The 15,528-nt window shown below is 71.7% G+C and carries 23 protein-coding genes; 7 read left to right on the top strand and 16 right to left on the bottom strand.

From position 1 onward, the window contains the following. Positions 1-237 precede the first annotated feature (237 nt). A complete protein-coding gene (locus tag ACFWGZ_RS30780) occupies positions 238-576 on the top strand; it encodes a DMT family transporter (RefSeq protein WP_382455089.1) in 339 nt (112 codons plus the stop codon). A 1-nt stretch (position 577) separates the two neighbouring features. Here the strand turns inward: ACFWGZ_RS30780 and rdgB are convergent, their stop codons facing one another. Further along, positions 578-1,177, bottom strand: coding sequence for an RdgB/HAM1 family non-canonical purine NTP pyrophosphatase (gene rdgB / locus ACFWGZ_RS30775; protein ID WP_382455088.1), 600 nt, complete (start codon positions 1,175-1,177; stop codon positions 578-580). Beyond that, on the bottom strand, positions 1,174-1,941 hold the full coding sequence (gene rph, locus ACFWGZ_RS30770; protein WP_382455087.1) for a ribonuclease PH: 768 nt from the start codon (positions 1,939-1,941) through the stop codon (positions 1,174-1,176). The genes rdgB and rph overlap by 4 nt, the downstream gene beginning before the upstream one ends. A gap of 49 nt (positions 1,942-1,990) precedes the next feature. Here rph and ACFWGZ_RS30765 point away from each other — a divergent pair, with 49 nt between their 5' ends. Beyond that, the gene (locus ACFWGZ_RS30765; RefSeq protein ID WP_382455086.1) at positions 1,991-2,485 is read left to right on the top strand and encodes a DUF2231 domain-containing protein; all 495 of its coding nucleotides are present in this window, start codon (positions 1,991-1,993) and stop codon (positions 2,483-2,485) included. Here ACFWGZ_RS30765 and ACFWGZ_RS30760 read toward each other — a convergent pair. Genes ACFWGZ_RS30760 through ACFWGZ_RS30745 form a run of 4 tightly spaced genes read right to left on the bottom strand, consistent with a single transcriptional unit; the run spans position 2,443 to position 5,006 of the window. Beyond that, on the bottom strand, positions 2,443-2,859 hold the full coding sequence (locus ACFWGZ_RS30760; RefSeq protein ID WP_382455085.1) for an OsmC family protein: 417 nt from the start codon (positions 2,857-2,859) through the stop codon (positions 2,443-2,445). The two genes, ACFWGZ_RS30765 and ACFWGZ_RS30760, sit on opposite strands and share 43 nt — an antisense overlap. Continuing rightward, positions 2,856-3,629, bottom strand: coding sequence for an MBL fold metallo-hydrolase (locus ACFWGZ_RS30755; RefSeq protein WP_382455084.1), 774 nt, complete (start codon positions 3,627-3,629; stop codon positions 2,856-2,858). The genes ACFWGZ_RS30760 and ACFWGZ_RS30755 overlap by 4 nt, the downstream gene beginning before the upstream one ends. Before the next feature lies 1 nt (position 3,630). Continuing rightward, a complete protein-coding gene (murI, locus tag ACFWGZ_RS30750; RefSeq protein ID WP_382455091.1) occupies positions 3,631-4,380 on the bottom strand; it encodes a glutamate racemase in 750 nt (249 codons plus the stop codon). Between the two features lie 11 nt (positions 4,381-4,391). Further along, complete coding sequence (locus ACFWGZ_RS30745; RefSeq protein WP_382455083.1) at positions 4,392-5,006, bottom strand: rhomboid family intramembrane serine protease; 615 nt, start codon at positions 5,004-5,006, stop codon at positions 4,392-4,394. Between the two features lie 32 nt (positions 5,007-5,038). Between ACFWGZ_RS30745 and ACFWGZ_RS30740 the strand changes: the two genes are divergently transcribed. Beyond that, positions 5,039-5,899 carry an SMP-30/gluconolactonase/LRE family protein gene (locus ACFWGZ_RS30740; protein WP_382455082.1) on the top strand — a complete coding sequence of 287 codons (861 nt, stop codon included), beginning with the start codon at positions 5,039-5,041 and terminating at the stop codon, positions 5,897-5,899. Positions 5,900-5,932: 33 nt separating this feature from the next. Here the strand turns inward: ACFWGZ_RS30740 and ACFWGZ_RS30735 are convergent, their stop codons facing one another. Beyond that, positions 5,933-6,466, bottom strand: coding sequence for a VOC family protein (locus ACFWGZ_RS30735; protein WP_382455081.1), 534 nt, complete (start codon positions 6,464-6,466; stop codon positions 5,933-5,935). A gap of 136 nt (positions 6,467-6,602) precedes the next feature. On the opposite strand from ACFWGZ_RS30735, the gene ACFWGZ_RS30730 reads away from it, so the two are divergent. Then, positions 6,603-7,076 carry a MarR family winged helix-turn-helix transcriptional regulator gene (locus ACFWGZ_RS30730; protein WP_382455080.1) on the top strand — a complete coding sequence of 158 codons (474 nt, stop codon included), beginning with the start codon at positions 6,603-6,605 and terminating at the stop codon, positions 7,074-7,076. A gap of 107 nt (positions 7,077-7,183) precedes the next feature. Here ACFWGZ_RS30730 and ACFWGZ_RS30725 read toward each other — a convergent pair whose 3' ends face one another. Genes ACFWGZ_RS30725 through ACFWGZ_RS30715 form a run of 3 tightly spaced genes read right to left on the bottom strand, consistent with a single transcriptional unit; the run spans position 7,184 to position 8,851 of the window. Continuing rightward, complete coding sequence (locus ACFWGZ_RS30725; RefSeq protein WP_382455079.1) at positions 7,184-8,134, bottom strand: PLP-dependent cysteine synthase family protein; 951 nt, start codon at positions 8,132-8,134, stop codon at positions 7,184-7,186. A gap of 8 nt (positions 8,135-8,142) precedes the next feature. Then, complete coding sequence (locus ACFWGZ_RS30720; RefSeq protein ID WP_382455078.1) at positions 8,143-8,415, bottom strand: MoaD/ThiS family protein; 273 nt, start codon at positions 8,413-8,415, stop codon at positions 8,143-8,145. Between the two features lie 28 nt (positions 8,416-8,443). Continuing rightward, positions 8,444-8,851 carry a Mov34/MPN/PAD-1 family protein gene (locus ACFWGZ_RS30715; RefSeq protein ID WP_382455077.1) on the bottom strand — a complete coding sequence of 136 codons (408 nt, stop codon included), beginning with the start codon at positions 8,849-8,851 and terminating at the stop codon, positions 8,444-8,446. 78 nt (positions 8,852-8,929) lie between these two features. Between ACFWGZ_RS30715 and ACFWGZ_RS30710 the strand changes: the two genes are divergently transcribed. Next, positions 8,930-9,349 (top strand): SRPBCC family protein, encoded by a 420-nt coding sequence (locus ACFWGZ_RS30710; RefSeq protein ID WP_382455076.1) that lies wholly within the window; start codon positions 8,930-8,932, stop codon positions 9,347-9,349. Here the strand turns inward: ACFWGZ_RS30710 and ACFWGZ_RS30705 are convergent. Genes ACFWGZ_RS30705 through clpS form a run of 4 tightly spaced genes read right to left on the bottom strand, consistent with a single transcriptional unit; the run spans position 9,333 to position 11,408 of the window. Continuing rightward, the gene (locus tag ACFWGZ_RS30705) at positions 9,333-9,629 is read right to left on the bottom strand and encodes a hypothetical protein (RefSeq protein WP_382455075.1); all 297 of its coding nucleotides are present in this window, start codon (positions 9,627-9,629) and stop codon (positions 9,333-9,335) included. The genes ACFWGZ_RS30710 and ACFWGZ_RS30705 overlap by 17 nt on opposite strands. A 17-nt stretch (positions 9,630-9,646) precedes the next feature. Further along, positions 9,647-10,558 (bottom strand): P1 family peptidase, encoded by a 912-nt coding sequence (locus ACFWGZ_RS30700; protein WP_382455074.1) that lies wholly within the window; start codon positions 10,556-10,558, stop codon positions 9,647-9,649. Further along, entirely contained in the window at positions 10,555-11,112 is a 558-nt protein-coding gene (locus tag ACFWGZ_RS30695) for a DUF2017 domain-containing protein (RefSeq protein ID WP_382455073.1), read from the bottom strand. Before ACFWGZ_RS30695 ends, ACFWGZ_RS30700 begins: the two co-directional genes overlap by 4 nt. Next, positions 11,109-11,408, bottom strand: coding sequence for an ATP-dependent Clp protease adapter ClpS (clpS, locus tag ACFWGZ_RS30690; protein ID WP_382455072.1), 300 nt, complete (start codon positions 11,406-11,408; stop codon positions 11,109-11,111). The genes ACFWGZ_RS30695 and clpS overlap by 4 nt, the downstream gene beginning before the upstream one ends. Before the next feature lie 79 nt (positions 11,409-11,487). On the opposite strand from clpS, the gene ACFWGZ_RS30685 reads away from it, so the two are divergent. Continuing rightward, entirely contained in the window at positions 11,488-12,771 is a 1,284-nt protein-coding gene (locus tag ACFWGZ_RS30685) for a nicotinate phosphoribosyltransferase (RefSeq protein WP_382455090.1), read from the top strand. A 1-nt stretch (position 12,772) separates the two neighbouring features. Further along, positions 12,773-13,312: an isochorismatase family protein gene (locus ACFWGZ_RS30680; protein WP_382455071.1), complete on the top strand. Its 540-nt coding sequence runs from the start codon at positions 12,773-12,775 to the stop codon at positions 13,310-13,312. A 153-nt stretch (positions 13,313-13,465) separates the two neighbouring features. On the opposite strand, the gene ACFWGZ_RS30675 is transcribed toward ACFWGZ_RS30680, so the two are convergent. Together ACFWGZ_RS30675 and wecB are read right to left on the bottom strand one after the other, a co-directional pair. Further along, positions 13,466-14,134, bottom strand: coding sequence for a hypothetical protein (locus tag ACFWGZ_RS30675; RefSeq protein ID WP_382455070.1), 669 nt, complete (start codon positions 14,132-14,134; stop codon positions 13,466-13,468). A 107-nt stretch (positions 14,135-14,241) separates the two neighbouring features. After that, a complete protein-coding gene (gene wecB, locus ACFWGZ_RS30670; RefSeq protein WP_382455069.1) occupies positions 14,242-15,414 on the bottom strand; it encodes a non-hydrolyzing UDP-N-acetylglucosamine 2-epimerase in 1,173 nt (390 codons plus the stop codon). Positions 15,415-15,528: the final 114 nt, after the last annotated feature.

Raw genomic sequence — 15,528 nt, 5'->3', positions numbered from 1 at the left:
CCTTTCTTCGGGTAGGGTCGGGAACAGGGCGCGCACAATGCCGCCCCTTGTTCCGGTGAGGGTGATACACCGTGTGTCGCTTGACGACACCTCGCGGCCCCGACATCCCGTCTGATTTCACCTTGCGCGTCCACTTCCCCACGCGAGGCGGCTGACCAGGGCGTTCAGCCCCGTCCGTCCGTTCACAGGCAAACACGTGCGCTTCGCGTCACGTGCATTTCGTGCTGGGAAAATTCAATGCTGAAGTGGATTCTGCTGACCCTCGCCGTGGGCGCGGAGGTGTTCGCGACCCTGTGCCTGAAGTACTCCGAGGGCTTCACCAAACCGTGGCCCGTGGCCGGACTGGGCGCCGGCTTCCTCACCGCCCTGTACCTGGAGTCGCAGGTGATCAGGATGGGCCTGCCGGTGGCCGTCACCTACGCGATCTGGGCGGGCGCGGGCATCGCGCTGGTCGCCCTGACGAGCCGGGTCCTGTTCGCCGACCCGCTGAACCTCGCCATGCTCGCGGGCATGGCCCTCATCGCGGCCGGCGTGTGCGTGGTGTCGGTCGCGTCCCACGCACACGCGGTGGCGTGAACTAACCGAGCTTGCGCAGGTAAGGGACCAGCAGCTTCAACGCGCGGCCGCGGTGCGACTCCGCGTCCTTCTCCTCGGGAGTCATCTCGGCCGAGGTCATCTCGAAGCCCTCGGGCACGAAGATCGGGTCGTAGCCGAAGCCGCCGGTCCCGCGCCGCGCACGCAGCAGGGTGCCGCGCCACTCCCCGCGGACCACGACCTCTTCGCCACCGGGCACGACCAGGGCCACCACGGACACGAAGGCCGCGCCACGCCGCTCGTCCGGCACGTCGCCGAGCTGGCCGAGCAGCAGGTCCAGGTTCGCGTCGTCGTCGCCGTGCCGCCCGGACCACCGGGCGGACAGGACACCGGGCATGCCGTTCAGCTCGTCGACGGCCAGGCCGGAGTCGTCGGCCACCGAGACGAGCCCGGTGGCGGCGGCGGCGTCGCGGGCCTTGGCCAGGGCGTTGCCCTCGAAGTCGGGAGCGGTTTCCGGTGCCTCGGGGAACTCCGGCACGTCCGACAGGGACAGCACCTCGATGCCCGTGAGCTTCTCCGCGACGACGATCCGCTGCAGCTCGCGGAGCTTCTTGGCGTTGCGCGAGGCGAGGAGGAGCTTCACCGCTTGCCACCGGTCTTCGGCTCCGGCAGCACGCCGGGGTAGGGCTCGGCGAGAGCGCGCGCCTGGATCCGGTTCAGCTCGGCGCAGCCCTGCAGCGCCACGTCCAGCATCCGGTCCAGAGTGGACCGGGCGAACGTCGCGCCCTCACCGGTTCCCTGGACCTCGATCAGCGTGCCGGCGTCGGTGGCGACGACGTTCATGTCGACCTCGGCCCGCGAGTCCTCCTCGTAGGGCAGGTCGAGGCGGACGCGGCCGTCGACGACGCCCACCGACACGGCGGACACGGCGCACGACAGGGGCGAGGGGTCGGCCAGCCGGCCAGCCGCGCCCAGGTACGTCACGGCGTCGACCAGTGCCACGTAGGCGCCGGTGATCGCCGCGGTGCGGGTGCCGCCGTCGGCCTGGATCACGTCGCAGTCGATGACGATGGTGTTCTCGCCGAGCGCCGCCAGGTCGATGCAGGCGCGCAGCGAGCGGCCGATCAGGCGGGAGATCTCGTGCGTGCGGCCGCCGATGCGGCCCTTCACCGACTCGCGGTCGCTGCGCGAGTGGGTGGCGGACGGGAGCATCGCGTACTCGGCGGTCACCCAGCCGAGGCCGGAGCCCTGCCGCCAGCGGGGGACGCCCTCGGTGACACTCGCCGCGCAGAGCACGCGGGTGTTCCCGAACTCGACCAGGACCGAGCCCGCGGGCCAGGTCTGGTATCCACGCGTGATTCGGATGTCACGCAACACGTCGTCGTATCGGCCATCGCTTCGCACCACGGGCCCTACCCTAATGAACCCTGCGGGGCGTGATGGCGTAGGGAGAGACATGCTGACGATCGACGGTATTCCGCTTCACCCGCTGCTGGTGCACGCGGTGGTCGTGCTGCTGCCCCTCGCGGCGCTCGGCGCGATCGCGATCGCGCTGGTCCCGAACTGGCGGCGCAGGTACGCGTGGCCCGTTCTCGGGGTCACGCTGGCCGGTGTCGCCGCCGTGCCCGCCGCCAAGCAGGCCGGCGAGGACCTCATGGGCGCGCTCGAGCGCAACGGCGTGCAGAACCCCGCCATCCAGGCGCACGGCGAGCTCGGCGACATGCTGCTGCCCATCGCGCTCGGGTTCGGCGTCGCGGTGATCGCGCTGCTGGTCGCCGGACGGCTCGCCGACCGGGAGCGGCAGGCGGAGGCACCCACCACGAAGACGTGGCGGGTGGTCTCAGTCGTGGTGTCCGTGCTGGTGGTGCTGCTCGCGATCGGGACGACGGTGCAGACCGTGCGCGCCGGTCACAGCGGGTCCGGGGCCGTCTGGAGCGGCGTGGGGAGCTGAAGCGGCGCCGTCGCCGACTGCTTCAACGTCCGCGTGACCGTGCAGAACTGCTCCACGGCGCGCCGGACGACGACTTCGAGCGCCTCCGGGTCGTCCACGCCGGACAGGTCGTAGGAGAGCGTCACCGGGATGGAGATCACCTCGTTGCCGCTCTCGGACTGGACCGCGTCCGCGACCGCGGAGAGCTCGTCCGTGCCCGTCCGGCGCAGCACGAGCGTCTCCGACGTCACGAGCGCGCAGCCGGCGGCGGCCGCCACGAGCAGTTCCACCGGGCTGAACGAGCCCTCCTGGTCCTTGCGGCCGATGCGCACCGAGGCGCCTCTGCCGTTCGTCGCGACGAACTCGTGCTCGCCGGCGCGCTCCACGTTGATCATGCCTGCTCCCCCACCTCGTACCGGCCGCCCTCTACGACCAGCTCGCACGGCCCGTCGAAGGCCGACTGGGCCTCCTTCAGCACGGCCTCCCGCGACGTCCACGGCGGCACGTGCGTGATCAGCAGCCGGCCGGCGCCCGCGCGCGCCGCCAGTTCGCCCGCCTGCCGCCCGGACAGGTGCAGGTCGGGCTGGCGTTCCGGGGCGTGCGTCCAGCTCGCCTCGCTCAGCAGCACGTCGACGCCCGCCGACACCGTCTCCAGCGCCTCGCACGGCCCGCTGTCACCGGTGTAGGCGAGGGACACGCCGCCGCACGAGATGCGGAACCCGTAGGCCTCGCAAGGGTGTGCCACCAGGGCGGGCTCCACAGTGAACGGTCCGATCCGGACCGCGGCGCCGTCGGCCAGCGGGTGGAACGCGAAGACGTCGCCGAAGTCGAGCGACGCCCGTTCGGCGGCGTCGGGCGCGTAGCCCGCGACGAACCGCGAGTGCGCCTCGGCGGGGGCGAAGACCGGCAGGACCTCGGACGGGGGCGACGGGTGGTACTTCCGCGCCACGTAGAGGGACGACACGTCGATGCAGTGGTCGGGGTGCAGGTGCGAGAGCACCAGGGCGTCCATCGAGAACAGCGGGCGCTCCTCCTGGAACCGCGACAGCACGCCGTTGCCGAACTCCAGCGCCAGCGTGAACCCGCCGGCCTCCAGGAGGTACCCCGACGCCGCCGCGCCGGGTCCGGGGATGCTGCCGGAGCAGCCGAGCACGGTCAGCAGCACGTCAGCCCCACTGTTCGAAGGTCGGCAGGAACCGGGCGGCGAGCTTCGCGAACCGCTCCGGCGGCCCGGTGCAGGTGATGCGGTGCACCGGCGGCTCGGTCGCGAACCCGTCCCGCTCGGTCAGCAGCCGCACGACGTCCTTCACGGTCTCCTCGGCGCTCGACACCAGCGTCACGTGCTCTCCCATGACGATCTGGACCACGCCGGTCAGCAGGGGGTAGTGCGTGCAGCCGAGCACGACGGTGTCGACCTCGGCGCGCTGCAACGGTTCCAGGTAGGCCTGGGCCAGTCCGAGGACCTGGCGCCCGGAGGTGGTGCCGCGCTCGACGAAGTCGACGAACCGGGGGCACGCCGCCGCCGTCACCGTCGCGTCGCGCGCCGCCTGGAAGGCGTCCTGGTAGGCGTGGGAGTTGATCGTGCCGACCGTGGCGATCACGCCGATGCGCCCGCTGCGCGTCGTCATCACCGCGCGGCGCACCGCGGGGAGGATCACCTCGACGACGGGCACGTCGTAGCGTTCACGGGCGTCGCGGAAGCAGGCGGCGGACGCGGTGTTGCAGGCGATGACGAGCATCTTGGAACCCTCGTCGACCAGCCGGTCGCAGACCCGCAGCGCGTGCTCGCGGGCCTGCGCGATCGGCAGCGGCCCGTAGGGACCGTTGGCCGTGTCGCCGATGTAGTGGATCGACTCGCCCGGCAACTGGTCCATGATCGCGCGGGCGACCGTGAGGCCTCCGACGCCCGAGTCCATGATCCCGATCGTCACGCCGTGAATGTAGCCGGTGAGCTGCTCCTGCGGTTGTCGCGCGAGACACCCCACGCGGCCATTACTCCACCGATTGCGCCGAACAGGTGGCCTTCCCACGACACACCCGGCTGTCCGGGCAGGACACCCCACAACGCCGCGCCGTACAACGCGAACACGCCGACCGCGATGACGAGCTGCAGCCACGAGCGCGCGAAGAGCCCGCGCACGAGCAGGAAGGCGAGGTACCCGAACACGATCCCGGACGCGCCGATGTGGCTGCCGGGGCTGCCGAACACCCACACGCCCAGCGCGGAGGTCAGCCACACCACGACCGTGACCTGGAAGAACTGCTTCACCCCACCCGAGCTCGCGAGAAAACCGAGCAGCAGCAACGGAACCGCGTTGCCGGTGAGGTGGCTCCAGTCGCCGTGGATCAACGGCATCCACAGCAGGTTGTCCCACTCGCCGAAGTCGCGCGGCCGCACGCCGTCGTCCTCCAGCGAACCACCGGTCGCCGTGTCGAAGGCCTCGACGACGTAGAGGAAGCCGACGAACCCGGCCACGACGAGCAGCGACAGCACGGGGTGCGGCGGGATGACCCGTTTCGCGAGCGCAGTGGTGCGGTCCACGCCTCCAGCGTACGTGCACATAAGGTGATCGGGTGTCGATTGAAGTGGCGGTACGCGCATCGGCCCAGCTCGGCGAGGGCCCGACGTGGGACCACAGCAGCTCCACGTTGCTGTGGGTGGACATCCTCGCCTCCGAAGTGCACCGCTACGCACCCGCGCGCGACGACGACGCGGTGCTGACCGTGCCGCAGCACGTGGGTGCCGCCAAACCGCGCGCTCAGGGCGGCATCGTCTGCAACCTGCGCGACGGCATCGCGCTGATCGACCGCGACGGCGGCAAGACGTGGCTCGTCTACTGGGCGCGTGACGGTGTGCGCGGCAACGACGCGGGCATCGACCCGGCGGGCCGGTTGTGGGCCGGCACCATGCGCTACGACCAGGCCTCCGACGAGGGCTGGCTCGCCCGCGTCACGGGTGACGGCGCCGCGAAGGTCGTGCTGGACCAGGTGAACACGAGCAACGGCGTGGGCTGGAGCCCCGACTCGAAGCTCATGTACTTCATCGACACGCCGACCCGCCGCATCGACGTCCTCGACTTCGACAACTCCGACGGCACCGTCGCGAACCGCCGCCCGCTCACCCACGTCGACGGCACCGACGGCTGGCCGGACGGGCTGTGCGTCGACGCCGACGGGTGCGTGTGGGTCGCTCTGTGGGGCGGGCACGCCGTGCGCCGCTACACGCCGGCCGGTGAGCTCGACCGCGAGATCGCGCTGCCCGTCGACAACCCGACGGCGTGCTGCTTCGGCGGGCCGGACTTCACGGACCTCTACGTCACGTCCGCGCGCGTCGGGCTGCCGGACGAGGTGCTGGTGGAGCGGCAGCTGAACGGGTCGGTGCTCGTGCTGCCCGGACTGGGCCAGGGCCTGCCGGGCGTGGCCTTCAACGGGTAGATCCCTGTTCCGGGGCGCCTTCGAGGTGTGCTGTCAGGACGTGCCGGCGGGATCCGCGCGCCGGGCGGCCCACTCCGCGACGCGACGCGCGCTCTCGGTCTCGGAGAGGTCGGCGACCCGGGAGGTGATCGACCACCTCACCCCGTGCGGGTCGCGGACGGCGGTGAAGCGGTCACCGGACGGGAACTCCACGACGGGACCGAGTTGGTCCGCACCTGCCGCGACGGCTCGTCCGGTCACCGCTTCCACGTCCTCGCAGTAGTGGGCGAACGCGGTCCGGTCCGGTCCGCCCGGAGGGGGACCGGACAACCCGCCGCCGGCGGGGTCGGGCATCTCGAGGTGGAGATGCCCGTGACCGAAGTCGAGCTGCGCGTGGATGACGAGGTCGCCGAGCCTGGTCAGGGTGACCGTCCGGGCGTGGAAGACCTCGGTGTAGAAGCGCGCGGCGGCCACGACGTCGGCCACACCGACGTACGGGGTGATCGAGGTGACGCCGTGCGGCACACCGCGCTCGGTGTGCCGTCCGGTCACGCCGCGGCGCGGCAGGGCGGAGGAGGTCGCGGTCATGACGGCGGTCCCTTCGACTGGACGAATTGCCTGCCGCACAAGGGTTCCCGAGGAGAAGGCGGCGTGACCGCGCCGACGTTACAAGACAAACTGATAATTAGCTAGTCTAGTTACTAGAGTGTGGAAGGATGTGCCCATGAGCGATGCGTCCGCGCCGTGGCCACCACAAGACCTCGACGACGCGACGATCGTGGTGCGCAGGCTTGCCGAAGCCACCCAGGAACTGACGGACCGGATGGCCAAGGTCATGGCGATGAACGCCACCGACATGACCGCCATAGCCGCTCTCGGGCTGAACGGCCCCATGGGCGCGACCGACCTCGCACGACACCTCGGCATCCGCACCGCGTCGGCGACGACCTTGATCGACCGGCTCGAACGCTCCGGGCACGTCGAACGCGTCCGCGACGCCCACGACCGCCGCCGCGTCACCGTCAAGGCCACCCCGGCGGCTCAGCAGGCGGAGCGAGCCGCGTGGGCCACCACCATCGAGGACATCGACGCCGTCAGCCGGTCGCTGTCGCCCGACCAGCGCAGCGTCGTGGTCGGCTTCGTGTCCCGCGTCGTCGAGGTCCTCCAGGCCAGTGGCCGCACCGGGGACGGCAGCTGACGACTTCCGGGCCGCCGGGTTGACGCGGGCGTCCCCCGAGCCGGGACCCCCTGCGTCCCACCGTGCTCAGGGGGTCCGGCGGTCCGGGCTCGCTCCGGCGAGCGGTCTCACGCCCAGAGGTGGCCGTCGAGCTTCGCGGCGGCCTCGTCCAGCGTCCCGGCGTAGGCCCCGGTGGACAGGTACTTCCAGCCGCCGTCGCACACGATGAACACGATGTCCGCGGACTTCCCCGCCACCTCGGCCTTCTGCGCCACGGCCAGCGCCGCGTGCAGGATCGCGCCCGTGGAGATGCCGGCGAAGATGCCCTCGGTCTCGAGCAGCTGCCGGGTGCGGCGCAGCGCGTCGTAGGAGCCGACCGAGTAGCGCCCGGTCAGCACCGTCTCGTCGTACAGCTCCGGCACGAAGCCCTCGTCGAGGTTGCGCAGGCCGTAGACCAGCTCGCCGTAGCGGGGCTCGGCGGCGATGACCTGCACGTCCGGTTTGGCCTCGCGCAGGTAGCGGCCCACGCCGACGAGCGTGCCCGTCGTGCCCAGGCCGGCCACGAAGTGCGTGATCTCCGGGAGGTCCTTCAGGATCTCCGGGCCGGTGCCGCGGAAGTGCGCGTCCGCGTTCGCCGGGTTGCCGTACTGGTAGAGCATCACCCAGTCCGGGTTCTGCTTCGCGATCTCCTTCGCGGTGGCGACGGCCTGGTTCGACCCGCCCGCGGCCGGGGAGAACACGATGCGGGCGCCGTAGGCCTGCAGCAGCTGGCGGCGCTCGGTCGAGGTGTTCTCCGGCATCACGCACACGAGGCCGTAGCCCTTGAGCTTCGCTGCCATCGCGAGCGAGATGCCGGTGTTGCCGGAGGTCGGCTCCAGGATCGTCGCGCCGGGGCGCAGCACGCCGTCCCGCTCCGCCGCCTCGATCATGGCCAGCGCGGGCCGGTCCTTGATCGAGCCGGTCGGGTTGCGGTCCTCGAGCTTCGCCCAGAGGCGCACGTCCGGCGACGGCGACAGGCGGGGCAGGCCCACCAGCGGCGTGCCGCCGAGCGCGTCCAGGAGCGAGTCGTAACGGGCCATGGCGGAGATCAGCCGCCCGCGACGGCCGGGAGGATGGTGACGTTGTCGCCGTCCTTCACCGGGGCGGTGAGACCACCGGCGAAGCGCACGTCCTCGTCGTTGACGTAGACGTTGACGAAGCGGTGCAGCGAGCCTTCCTTCACCAGGCGGGCCTTGAGGCCGCCGTGGTTGTTCTCCAGGTCGTCGATGACCTCGGCGAGCGTCGTGCCGGTGGCGGGCACCGACTTCTCGCCCCCGGTGTGGGTGCGCAGGATGGTCGGGATCGACACGGTGACGGCCATGATGGTTCTACCTCCGCAGAAACGTAACTCAGGATTCGATGATCTTGACCGGTTCCTCGGTCACGACACCGTCGACGATGCGGTACGAGCGCAGCTCGTGCTCGATCGGGTCACGCGTCGAGACCAGCACGTAGTGGGCCTCCGGCTCGCCCGCGAACGAGATGTCGGTGCGGGACGGGTACGCCTCCGTCGCGGTGTGCGAGTGGTAGATGACCACCGGCACCTCGTCGTTCGCGTCCATCTCGCGCCACACCTTGAGCTGCTCGGCGGCGTCGAACCGGTAGAACGTGGGCGACCGCTCCGCGTTCTCCATCTCGACGAACCGCTCGGGGCGGTCCCCGGACGGCCCGGCGATCACCCCGCACGCCTCGTCGGGATGGTCGCGGCGCGCGTGGGCCACCATCGCGTCCACCAGGTCACGGCGAATCACCAGCACGCGCTCAATCCTACGGGCCGGCGGGAGTTGTCTCGGTATGCGAGACAAGTCGCCGGACACTTGCCCTAACCTGGGCCGATGCGGTTCACCAAGCAGGTCGTGCTCGACCAGCCGATCGAACGGGTGCGCGCGCTGACGTCCGATCCGGACCACCCGCGCCACTGGCAGCCCGACCTCGTCGGCATCACCCGGCGCACCGGCACGCCCGGCGCTCCCGGAGCGACCGCGACGCTGAAGTACCGCACGTTCACGTTCGAGGAGACCGTCCTGTCCGCCACGGCGGACGAACGCGTCTCCCGCAACGAGATGACCGGCATGGTGCACACGATCACGAACCGCTTCTCCGCGATCGACGACCGGCACACGCTGCTGGTGTGCGACAACGAGTTCGAGCTGTCCGGGCTGCTGAGGCTCGCCGGCCGGGTGCTCGAGAAGACGCTGCGCGAGCAGGTGGAGCGCAACGTCGCCCACTTCAAGGCGTTCATCGACGCCGGCTGAGCACCACCACGAGGTAGAGGGCCAGCAACGCGACACCGCGCCGCCGTTGTGCCTGGTCGAGGCCGCGCCACGCGGCCAGCTCCGCCCACGCGGCCAGCGGCGTGGCGGCCACGCCGAGCTTCATCAGCACCTTGCCCAGCCCCGGCGGCACGAGGAACGCGGCGACGAAGAGCCCCGCGGGCGCGACGGCGGCCAGCTCCCGGAAGGGGATCTCGCGCACCGCACCGGGCGGCGCGAGCTCGGTGACGACGCCTGCTGCTTGATCGATGACATCGGCCATACCGCAGGACTACCCACTCAGAGGTCGCGGAAAGCAGCCACGCCGTTCACCGTCGTCGCCTCGCGCACACCGGACACCACGGCCTCGGCGAACACGTCGGCGGCGGCCGTGCACAGCGCGTCCAGCGCGAACGCGCGCGGCCCCGCCAGCGGCACGGCGCCCGTGGCCAGCGCGAACACCGTGTCGCCGTCGAACATCGAGTGGGCGGGCCGCACGGCGCGGGCCAGGCCGTCCTGGGCGGCCATCGCGAGCCGCCGGCACTCCGCCTTCGACAGGTCGGCGTCCACCGCGACCACGCCGATCGTGGTGTTCAGGCCGTCGGGCTTGCGGTCGGGCAGCGCGACGGCGGTCGTGCCCAGCGAGGGCAGCCACGGCAGGCCCGACGCGCGGTCGACGACCTCGCCGGCGGCGTTCACCACGGCCAGCGCGCCGATCCGGTGCGCGCCGGCCGTCGTCGAGGCGGCCCCGACACCGCCCTTCAGCGACCCGACCCGCGCGCCGGCACCCGCGCCGACGCAGCCCAGGGCGAACTCCTCGGACGCCGCCGCGCAGGCCGCGTGGCCGAAGGAGGCGTCCGGCCGGTTGCCCCACTCGGACATCGGCAGGTCGAAGATCACCGCTCCCGGCACGATCGGCACGACGTGGTGCGGCTCGGCGCCGACCGGGAACCCGATCGAGCGCTCGGACAGCCAGCGCATGACGCCGTCTGCGGCCGCCAGCCCGTAGGCCGACCCGCCGCTCAGGCACACCGCATGCACCTCCTGGACCAGGTTCGACGGGTCCAGCAGGTCGGTCTCGCGGGTGCCGGGCGCACCACCGCGGCCGTCCACGGCACCGACCGCGCCCTCCGGCACCAGGACGACCGTCGTGCCCGTGGCCCAGCCGGGTTCGACGCGGTGGTGGTGCCCGACGAGGACGCCGGGGATCACGGCAGCATCGCCTCGACCAGCGTGTCCTGCACCCAGGTCAGCCAGTGGTAGACGCCCAGGTGCGGCGAGCGCGGGTCGTCCGGCGGCAGCTCGTCCGGCATGTCCTCGGTGACGTCGAGCGCCGTCCCGAGGGCCAGCCGCACGTCGTTGAGCGACGCCATCCAGGCCTCGGCCTCGGCGATCGTGAGCCGGATCTCGCCGCCGTCGGGCGAGCAGGTCTGCAGCACCGTCTCGGCCGCGCCGGTCTTGTGGTCGAGCAGCTCCGGCTCGTGCAGCGAGCGCAACGCCGCGGCGGAGTTCACCTCGTCCGGGTCGGGCGCGTCGTCGTCGAGCCGGTGGAAGTCCGGGAGCAGCCTGCCGAGGATCGGGTCGTCCGGTGCCTCCGACGACCCGGTCCTGATGCCGGTGAGCTCGGCGAGCTCGTCCTGCGGCGACTCCTCGGCGCGGGCCAGGAGCATGTCCTGGATCTGGCTGACCAGACCGCGCACGACCGCGGCCTCCTGCTGGTCGAGACGGCCGACGACGACGTCGCCGTCGCGGATCCACCGCTTCACGAGGCCCGCTGCATGGTCGCCCAGAGCCCTGCCGCGTGGAGCTTCGCCACGTCGGCCTCTACCTTGTCCTTGGTGCCCGATGTCACGATCGCTCTGCCCTTGTGGTGCACGTCGAGCATCAGCTGGGTCGCCTTGTCCCTGCTGAAGCCGAACAGCTTCTGGAAGACGTACGTCACGTACGACATGAGGTTGACCGGGTCGTTCCAGACCACGGTCTGCCACGGCCTGTCCTCTGCGGCGCTCTCCGCGCCGACGGCCTCCGGCTGCGTCCGTTCCTGTTCGACGGGCGTGGTCATACCGCCAATGGTGTCATGTTCGCCGCGGTGACGGACACCGCATGGGACTGAACCGGATGCGACCTTAGGGTTGGTGACCATGAACTCGACGGCGTTGCTGACAGACCACTACGAGCTCACGATGCTCGCGGCCGCGCTGCGTGACGGTACTGGTGACCGTCCGTGCGTGTTCGAGGTCTTCGCCCGCAGACTGCCCGACGGGCGCCGCTACGGCGTCGTCGCCGGGGTGAACCGGCTGCTCGACGCGATCGAGCAGTTCCGCTTCGGCGAGGAGGAGATCGACCAGCTGCGCCGCAACGCCGTGGTCGACGATTCGACTTTGGAATGGCTCGCGAACTACCGGTTCTCCGGTGAGGTCGACGGGTACCCGGAGGGCGAGCTCTACTTCCCCGGATCCCCGGTGCTGACGGTGAGGGCGTCGTTCGCGGAGGGGGTCGTGCTGGAGACGCTCGCGCTCTCGATCCTCAACCACGACAGCGCCATCGCGTCCGCCGCCGCCCGCATGGTGAGCGCCGCGAACGGCCGCCACATGATCGAGATGGGGTCCCGCCGCACGCACGAGGAGGCGGCCGTGGCGTGCGCCCGCGCGGCGTACCTGGCGGGCTTCAACGCCACCTCCAACCTCGAGGCGGGCCGCCGGCACGGCATCCCGACGGCCGGCACGTGCGCGCACGCGTTCACGTTGCTGCACGACACCGAGGAAGAGGCCTTCCGCAGCCAGGTCGAGGCCCTGGGCGTCGGCACGACGCTGCTGGTCGACACCTACGACATCTCCGAGGGCATCAAGAAGGCCGTCGCCGTCGCGGGCCCCGAGCTCGGCGCGATCCGGATCGACTCGGGCGACCTCGGCGTGATGGCGAGGCAGGCGCGCGACCAGCTCGACTCGCTCGGCGCGAAGAACACCCGCATCGTCGTGTCGAGCGACCTCGACGAGTACGCGATCGCCGCCCTGCGCGCGGAGCCCGTGGACGCCTACGGCGTCGGCACCTCCGTCGTGACCGGGTCCGGGGCGCCGACCGCGGGCATGGTCTACAAGCTGGTCGAGGTCGACGGCCGGCACGTGGAGAAGCGCAGCACGTCGAAGCAGTCGCGCGGCGGCTGGAAGAAGGCGTTGCGCCGCCACAAGGACACCGGCACGGCCATCGAGGAGGTCGTGTTCCAGGCCTGGGCCGAACCCGAGCTCGGCGAGCACGACCGGCTCGTGCAGATCCCGCTGATGCGGGGCGGCCGGACCACCGAGGACGTCCCGGCGCTCGAGCAGAACCGCGACCGCCTGCGCGCGGCCCTGGTGAGCGTGCCGTGGGAAGGTCTCAAGCTCTCGCGCGGCGAGCCCGCGATCCCGACGATCTACCTGGAAGGCTGACATGACCAAGGCGTTGATCGTCGTCGACGTGCAGAACGACTTCTGCGAAGGCGGTTCCCTGGCCGTGGCCGGGGGCGCCGCCGTGGCGGCTGCCATCTCGCAGCACATCGCCGCGTCGGCGTACGACCACGTGGTGGCGACGCGGGACTACCACGTCGACCCCGGTGACCACTTCTCGCTGACACCGGACTTCATCGACTCGTGGCCGGTGCACTGCGTGGCGGGCTCGCCCGGCGCGTCGTTCCACCCGGAGCTCGACGTGTCCGGCATCGAGCAGGTGTTCTCGAAGGGCCGGTTCGCCGCCGCCTACTCGGGTTTCGAGGCCGAGAACGACCTCGCGGGCTGGCTGACCGACAAGGGCGTGACCGAGGTGGACGTCGTGGGCATCGCGACCGACCACTGCGTGCGCGCCACCGCCTTGGACGCGCACCGCAGCGGCTTCCGCACGACGGTGCTCGTCGACCTGACGGCGGCCGTCGCGCAGACGACCCGCGACGCCGCGGTCGAGGAACTGCTCGCCGCGGGCGTGCGCGTGTCCTAGGCAGGGCATGTCCCGTGGGTTCGTCCGAGGAGAGTCGAGCGTCCCGGAGGCGGTGCCGACGCGGCGCCCTCGTACCGGGCGCGGTGCGGCGGTGCCGTCTCCGGAGCCCTCGGCCGCGACTGTCGCGGACGAGACCCGCGGGACAGGCCCCGGTTACGGCGTCGGCGAGCAGGCCGCCGTGCCGAGGGTGATGGTCCCCGTGTGACCGGACGCCGGTTCGAACGTGATCCTGAGCAGGGTCATGCTCAGGCTGCCGTCGTTCGGCACCGGGAAGACCGTGTCGGTGAACTTGGCCGTGGCGAGCACGGTGCCGTCGCTCGCCTTGACCTCGTGCACGTACCCGGCCGGGATCTGCTGCGGCAGCCCGGTCCAGCCCGACATGCCCCTGAGCTCCCACCCGGCCTGCGTGCCCTTGTCGTCGGCCTCGCAGGTGATCGTCCACTCGGAGATCTTGAGGCGGGGGCCCCGCAGCGCCGTGAACGCCGACAGCTCGAACCCGGTGCCCTTGGCCACCGACTTCGTCCTCGTCAGGAACTCGTCCGGGTCCACGACCTCGGTCGTGCAGGTGGAGCTCGTCGCCCCGATCTTGAAACCGGTCGTGCTCACGGCCGGGTCGGACCCGGTGACGGTGCCCGGCGCGCCGGGGTTGACGCTGCACACGGCGAGCGGCTCGACCTGCACCGGCTGGCCGGCCTTCGCGAAGTCGGCGGATCCGGCGGACGCGGTGCCGGCGGGGTTGGCGGCGAGCGCCGGGCCCGCGGTCGCGAACGTCAACGCGACCACAGCGCCTGCGATCAGACTCTTGCGCACTGGTGCCCTCATGGCTCGATTTCCCACGGCCCGATAATGGGTGTGCGCACGGGCGCCACCGCCGACTCGGCGCCCATCTCACCCGTTGGGGAAATCGCGATTACCCGACCGAGTGACATTCACCGAGCTCCCGCCAGCGTGGCGAACGGCTCCCGGCGCGGCAGGGCGGTCGGGAGGCCCGCCAGCCGTTCCAGCGCGGAGCAGACCCGGACCGCGGCCCGCCCGTCGCCGAACGGGTTGCGCCCCAGCGGCAGCCGCAGCCGGGACCCGAGCACCCAGCCCGCCTCGGCGAGGATGCGGGTGGTGTCGGTGCCGACGAGCCAGGCGCACCCGGCGTCGACGGCGAGCATGCGCTCGGTGGTCTCCCGCAGCACCAGCACCGGCACGCCGAACGTGGGTGCCTCCTCCTGGATGCCACCGGAGTCGGTCATCACCAGGGCGGCGCGGCGCAGCACGCGCACGAGGTCGGGGTAGTCGAGCGGGTCGGTGACCACCACGCGTTCGTGGCCGCCGAGCGAGGCCACGACCTGTTCGCGCACACCGGGGTTCGGGTGCGCGGGGATCAGGACGTGCAGGTCGGGGTGGCGGTCGGCGATGGCGCGCACGGCGTTGAGCACGCGCATGAGCGGGCGGCCCCACGACTCGCGGCGGTGCACGGTGACGAGCATGAGCCGGCCGCCGGTGGCGTCGAGGCTGCGCTCCAGCGCGACGACGTCCTGGCTGGAGGCGGGCAGGTCGGCGGACGCGACGCGCTGCACGGCGTCCACGACGGTGTTGCCGGTGACGACGATGTGGCTGTCCGGCAGGCGTTCCTCGTTCAGGGCGGTGGCGGCGTCGTCGGTCGGCGCGAGGTGCAGCGAGGTGATGCGGGAGATCATCTGCCGGTTCCCCTCCTCGGGGAACGGGCCGTAGAGGTCGCCGGTGCGCAGGCCGGCTTCCAGGTGCGCCACGGGGATGCCGCGCCAGAACGAGGCGAGCGCCGCGGCCAGGGTCGTCGTGGTGTCGCCCTGCACGAGGGTGACGGCGGGGTCGCGGTCCGCCAGCACGGCGTCGAACCCCGGCAGCAGCCGGGAGACCAGCTCGGCCTGCGTGCCGGTGTCGCGGGGCACGTCCAGGCGCAGGTCCGGTTCCAGGTCGAAGGCGGCCAGCGCCTGCTCGACCATGCCGGCGTGCTGTCCGCTGTGGACGATCGTCGGGCGGAGGCCGGGGTGTCCCCGCAACGCGATGGCGACCGGCGCGATCTTCACCGCCTCCGGTCTCGTGCCGGCCACCAGCAGAACCTCTTTGCTCACCGTTGTCCTCTCCTTGCGTGGGGCGGGGACCGGTGAGGACGGGGGCGGCGAGCGCGCCGGCGGTGGCGGTGAGGGCGAGCCGCCTGCTGGGATGAGCCACGGTTCCTCCAGGAC

The sequence above is a fragment of the Lentzea sp. NPDC060358 genome (genome assembly GCF_042725365.1).
GTDB lineage: Bacteria > Actinomycetota > Actinomycetes > Mycobacteriales > Pseudonocardiaceae > Lentzea.
Note: the sequence above shows the minus strand (reverse complement) of the source record. Positions and strands in the feature narration are given on the sequence as shown.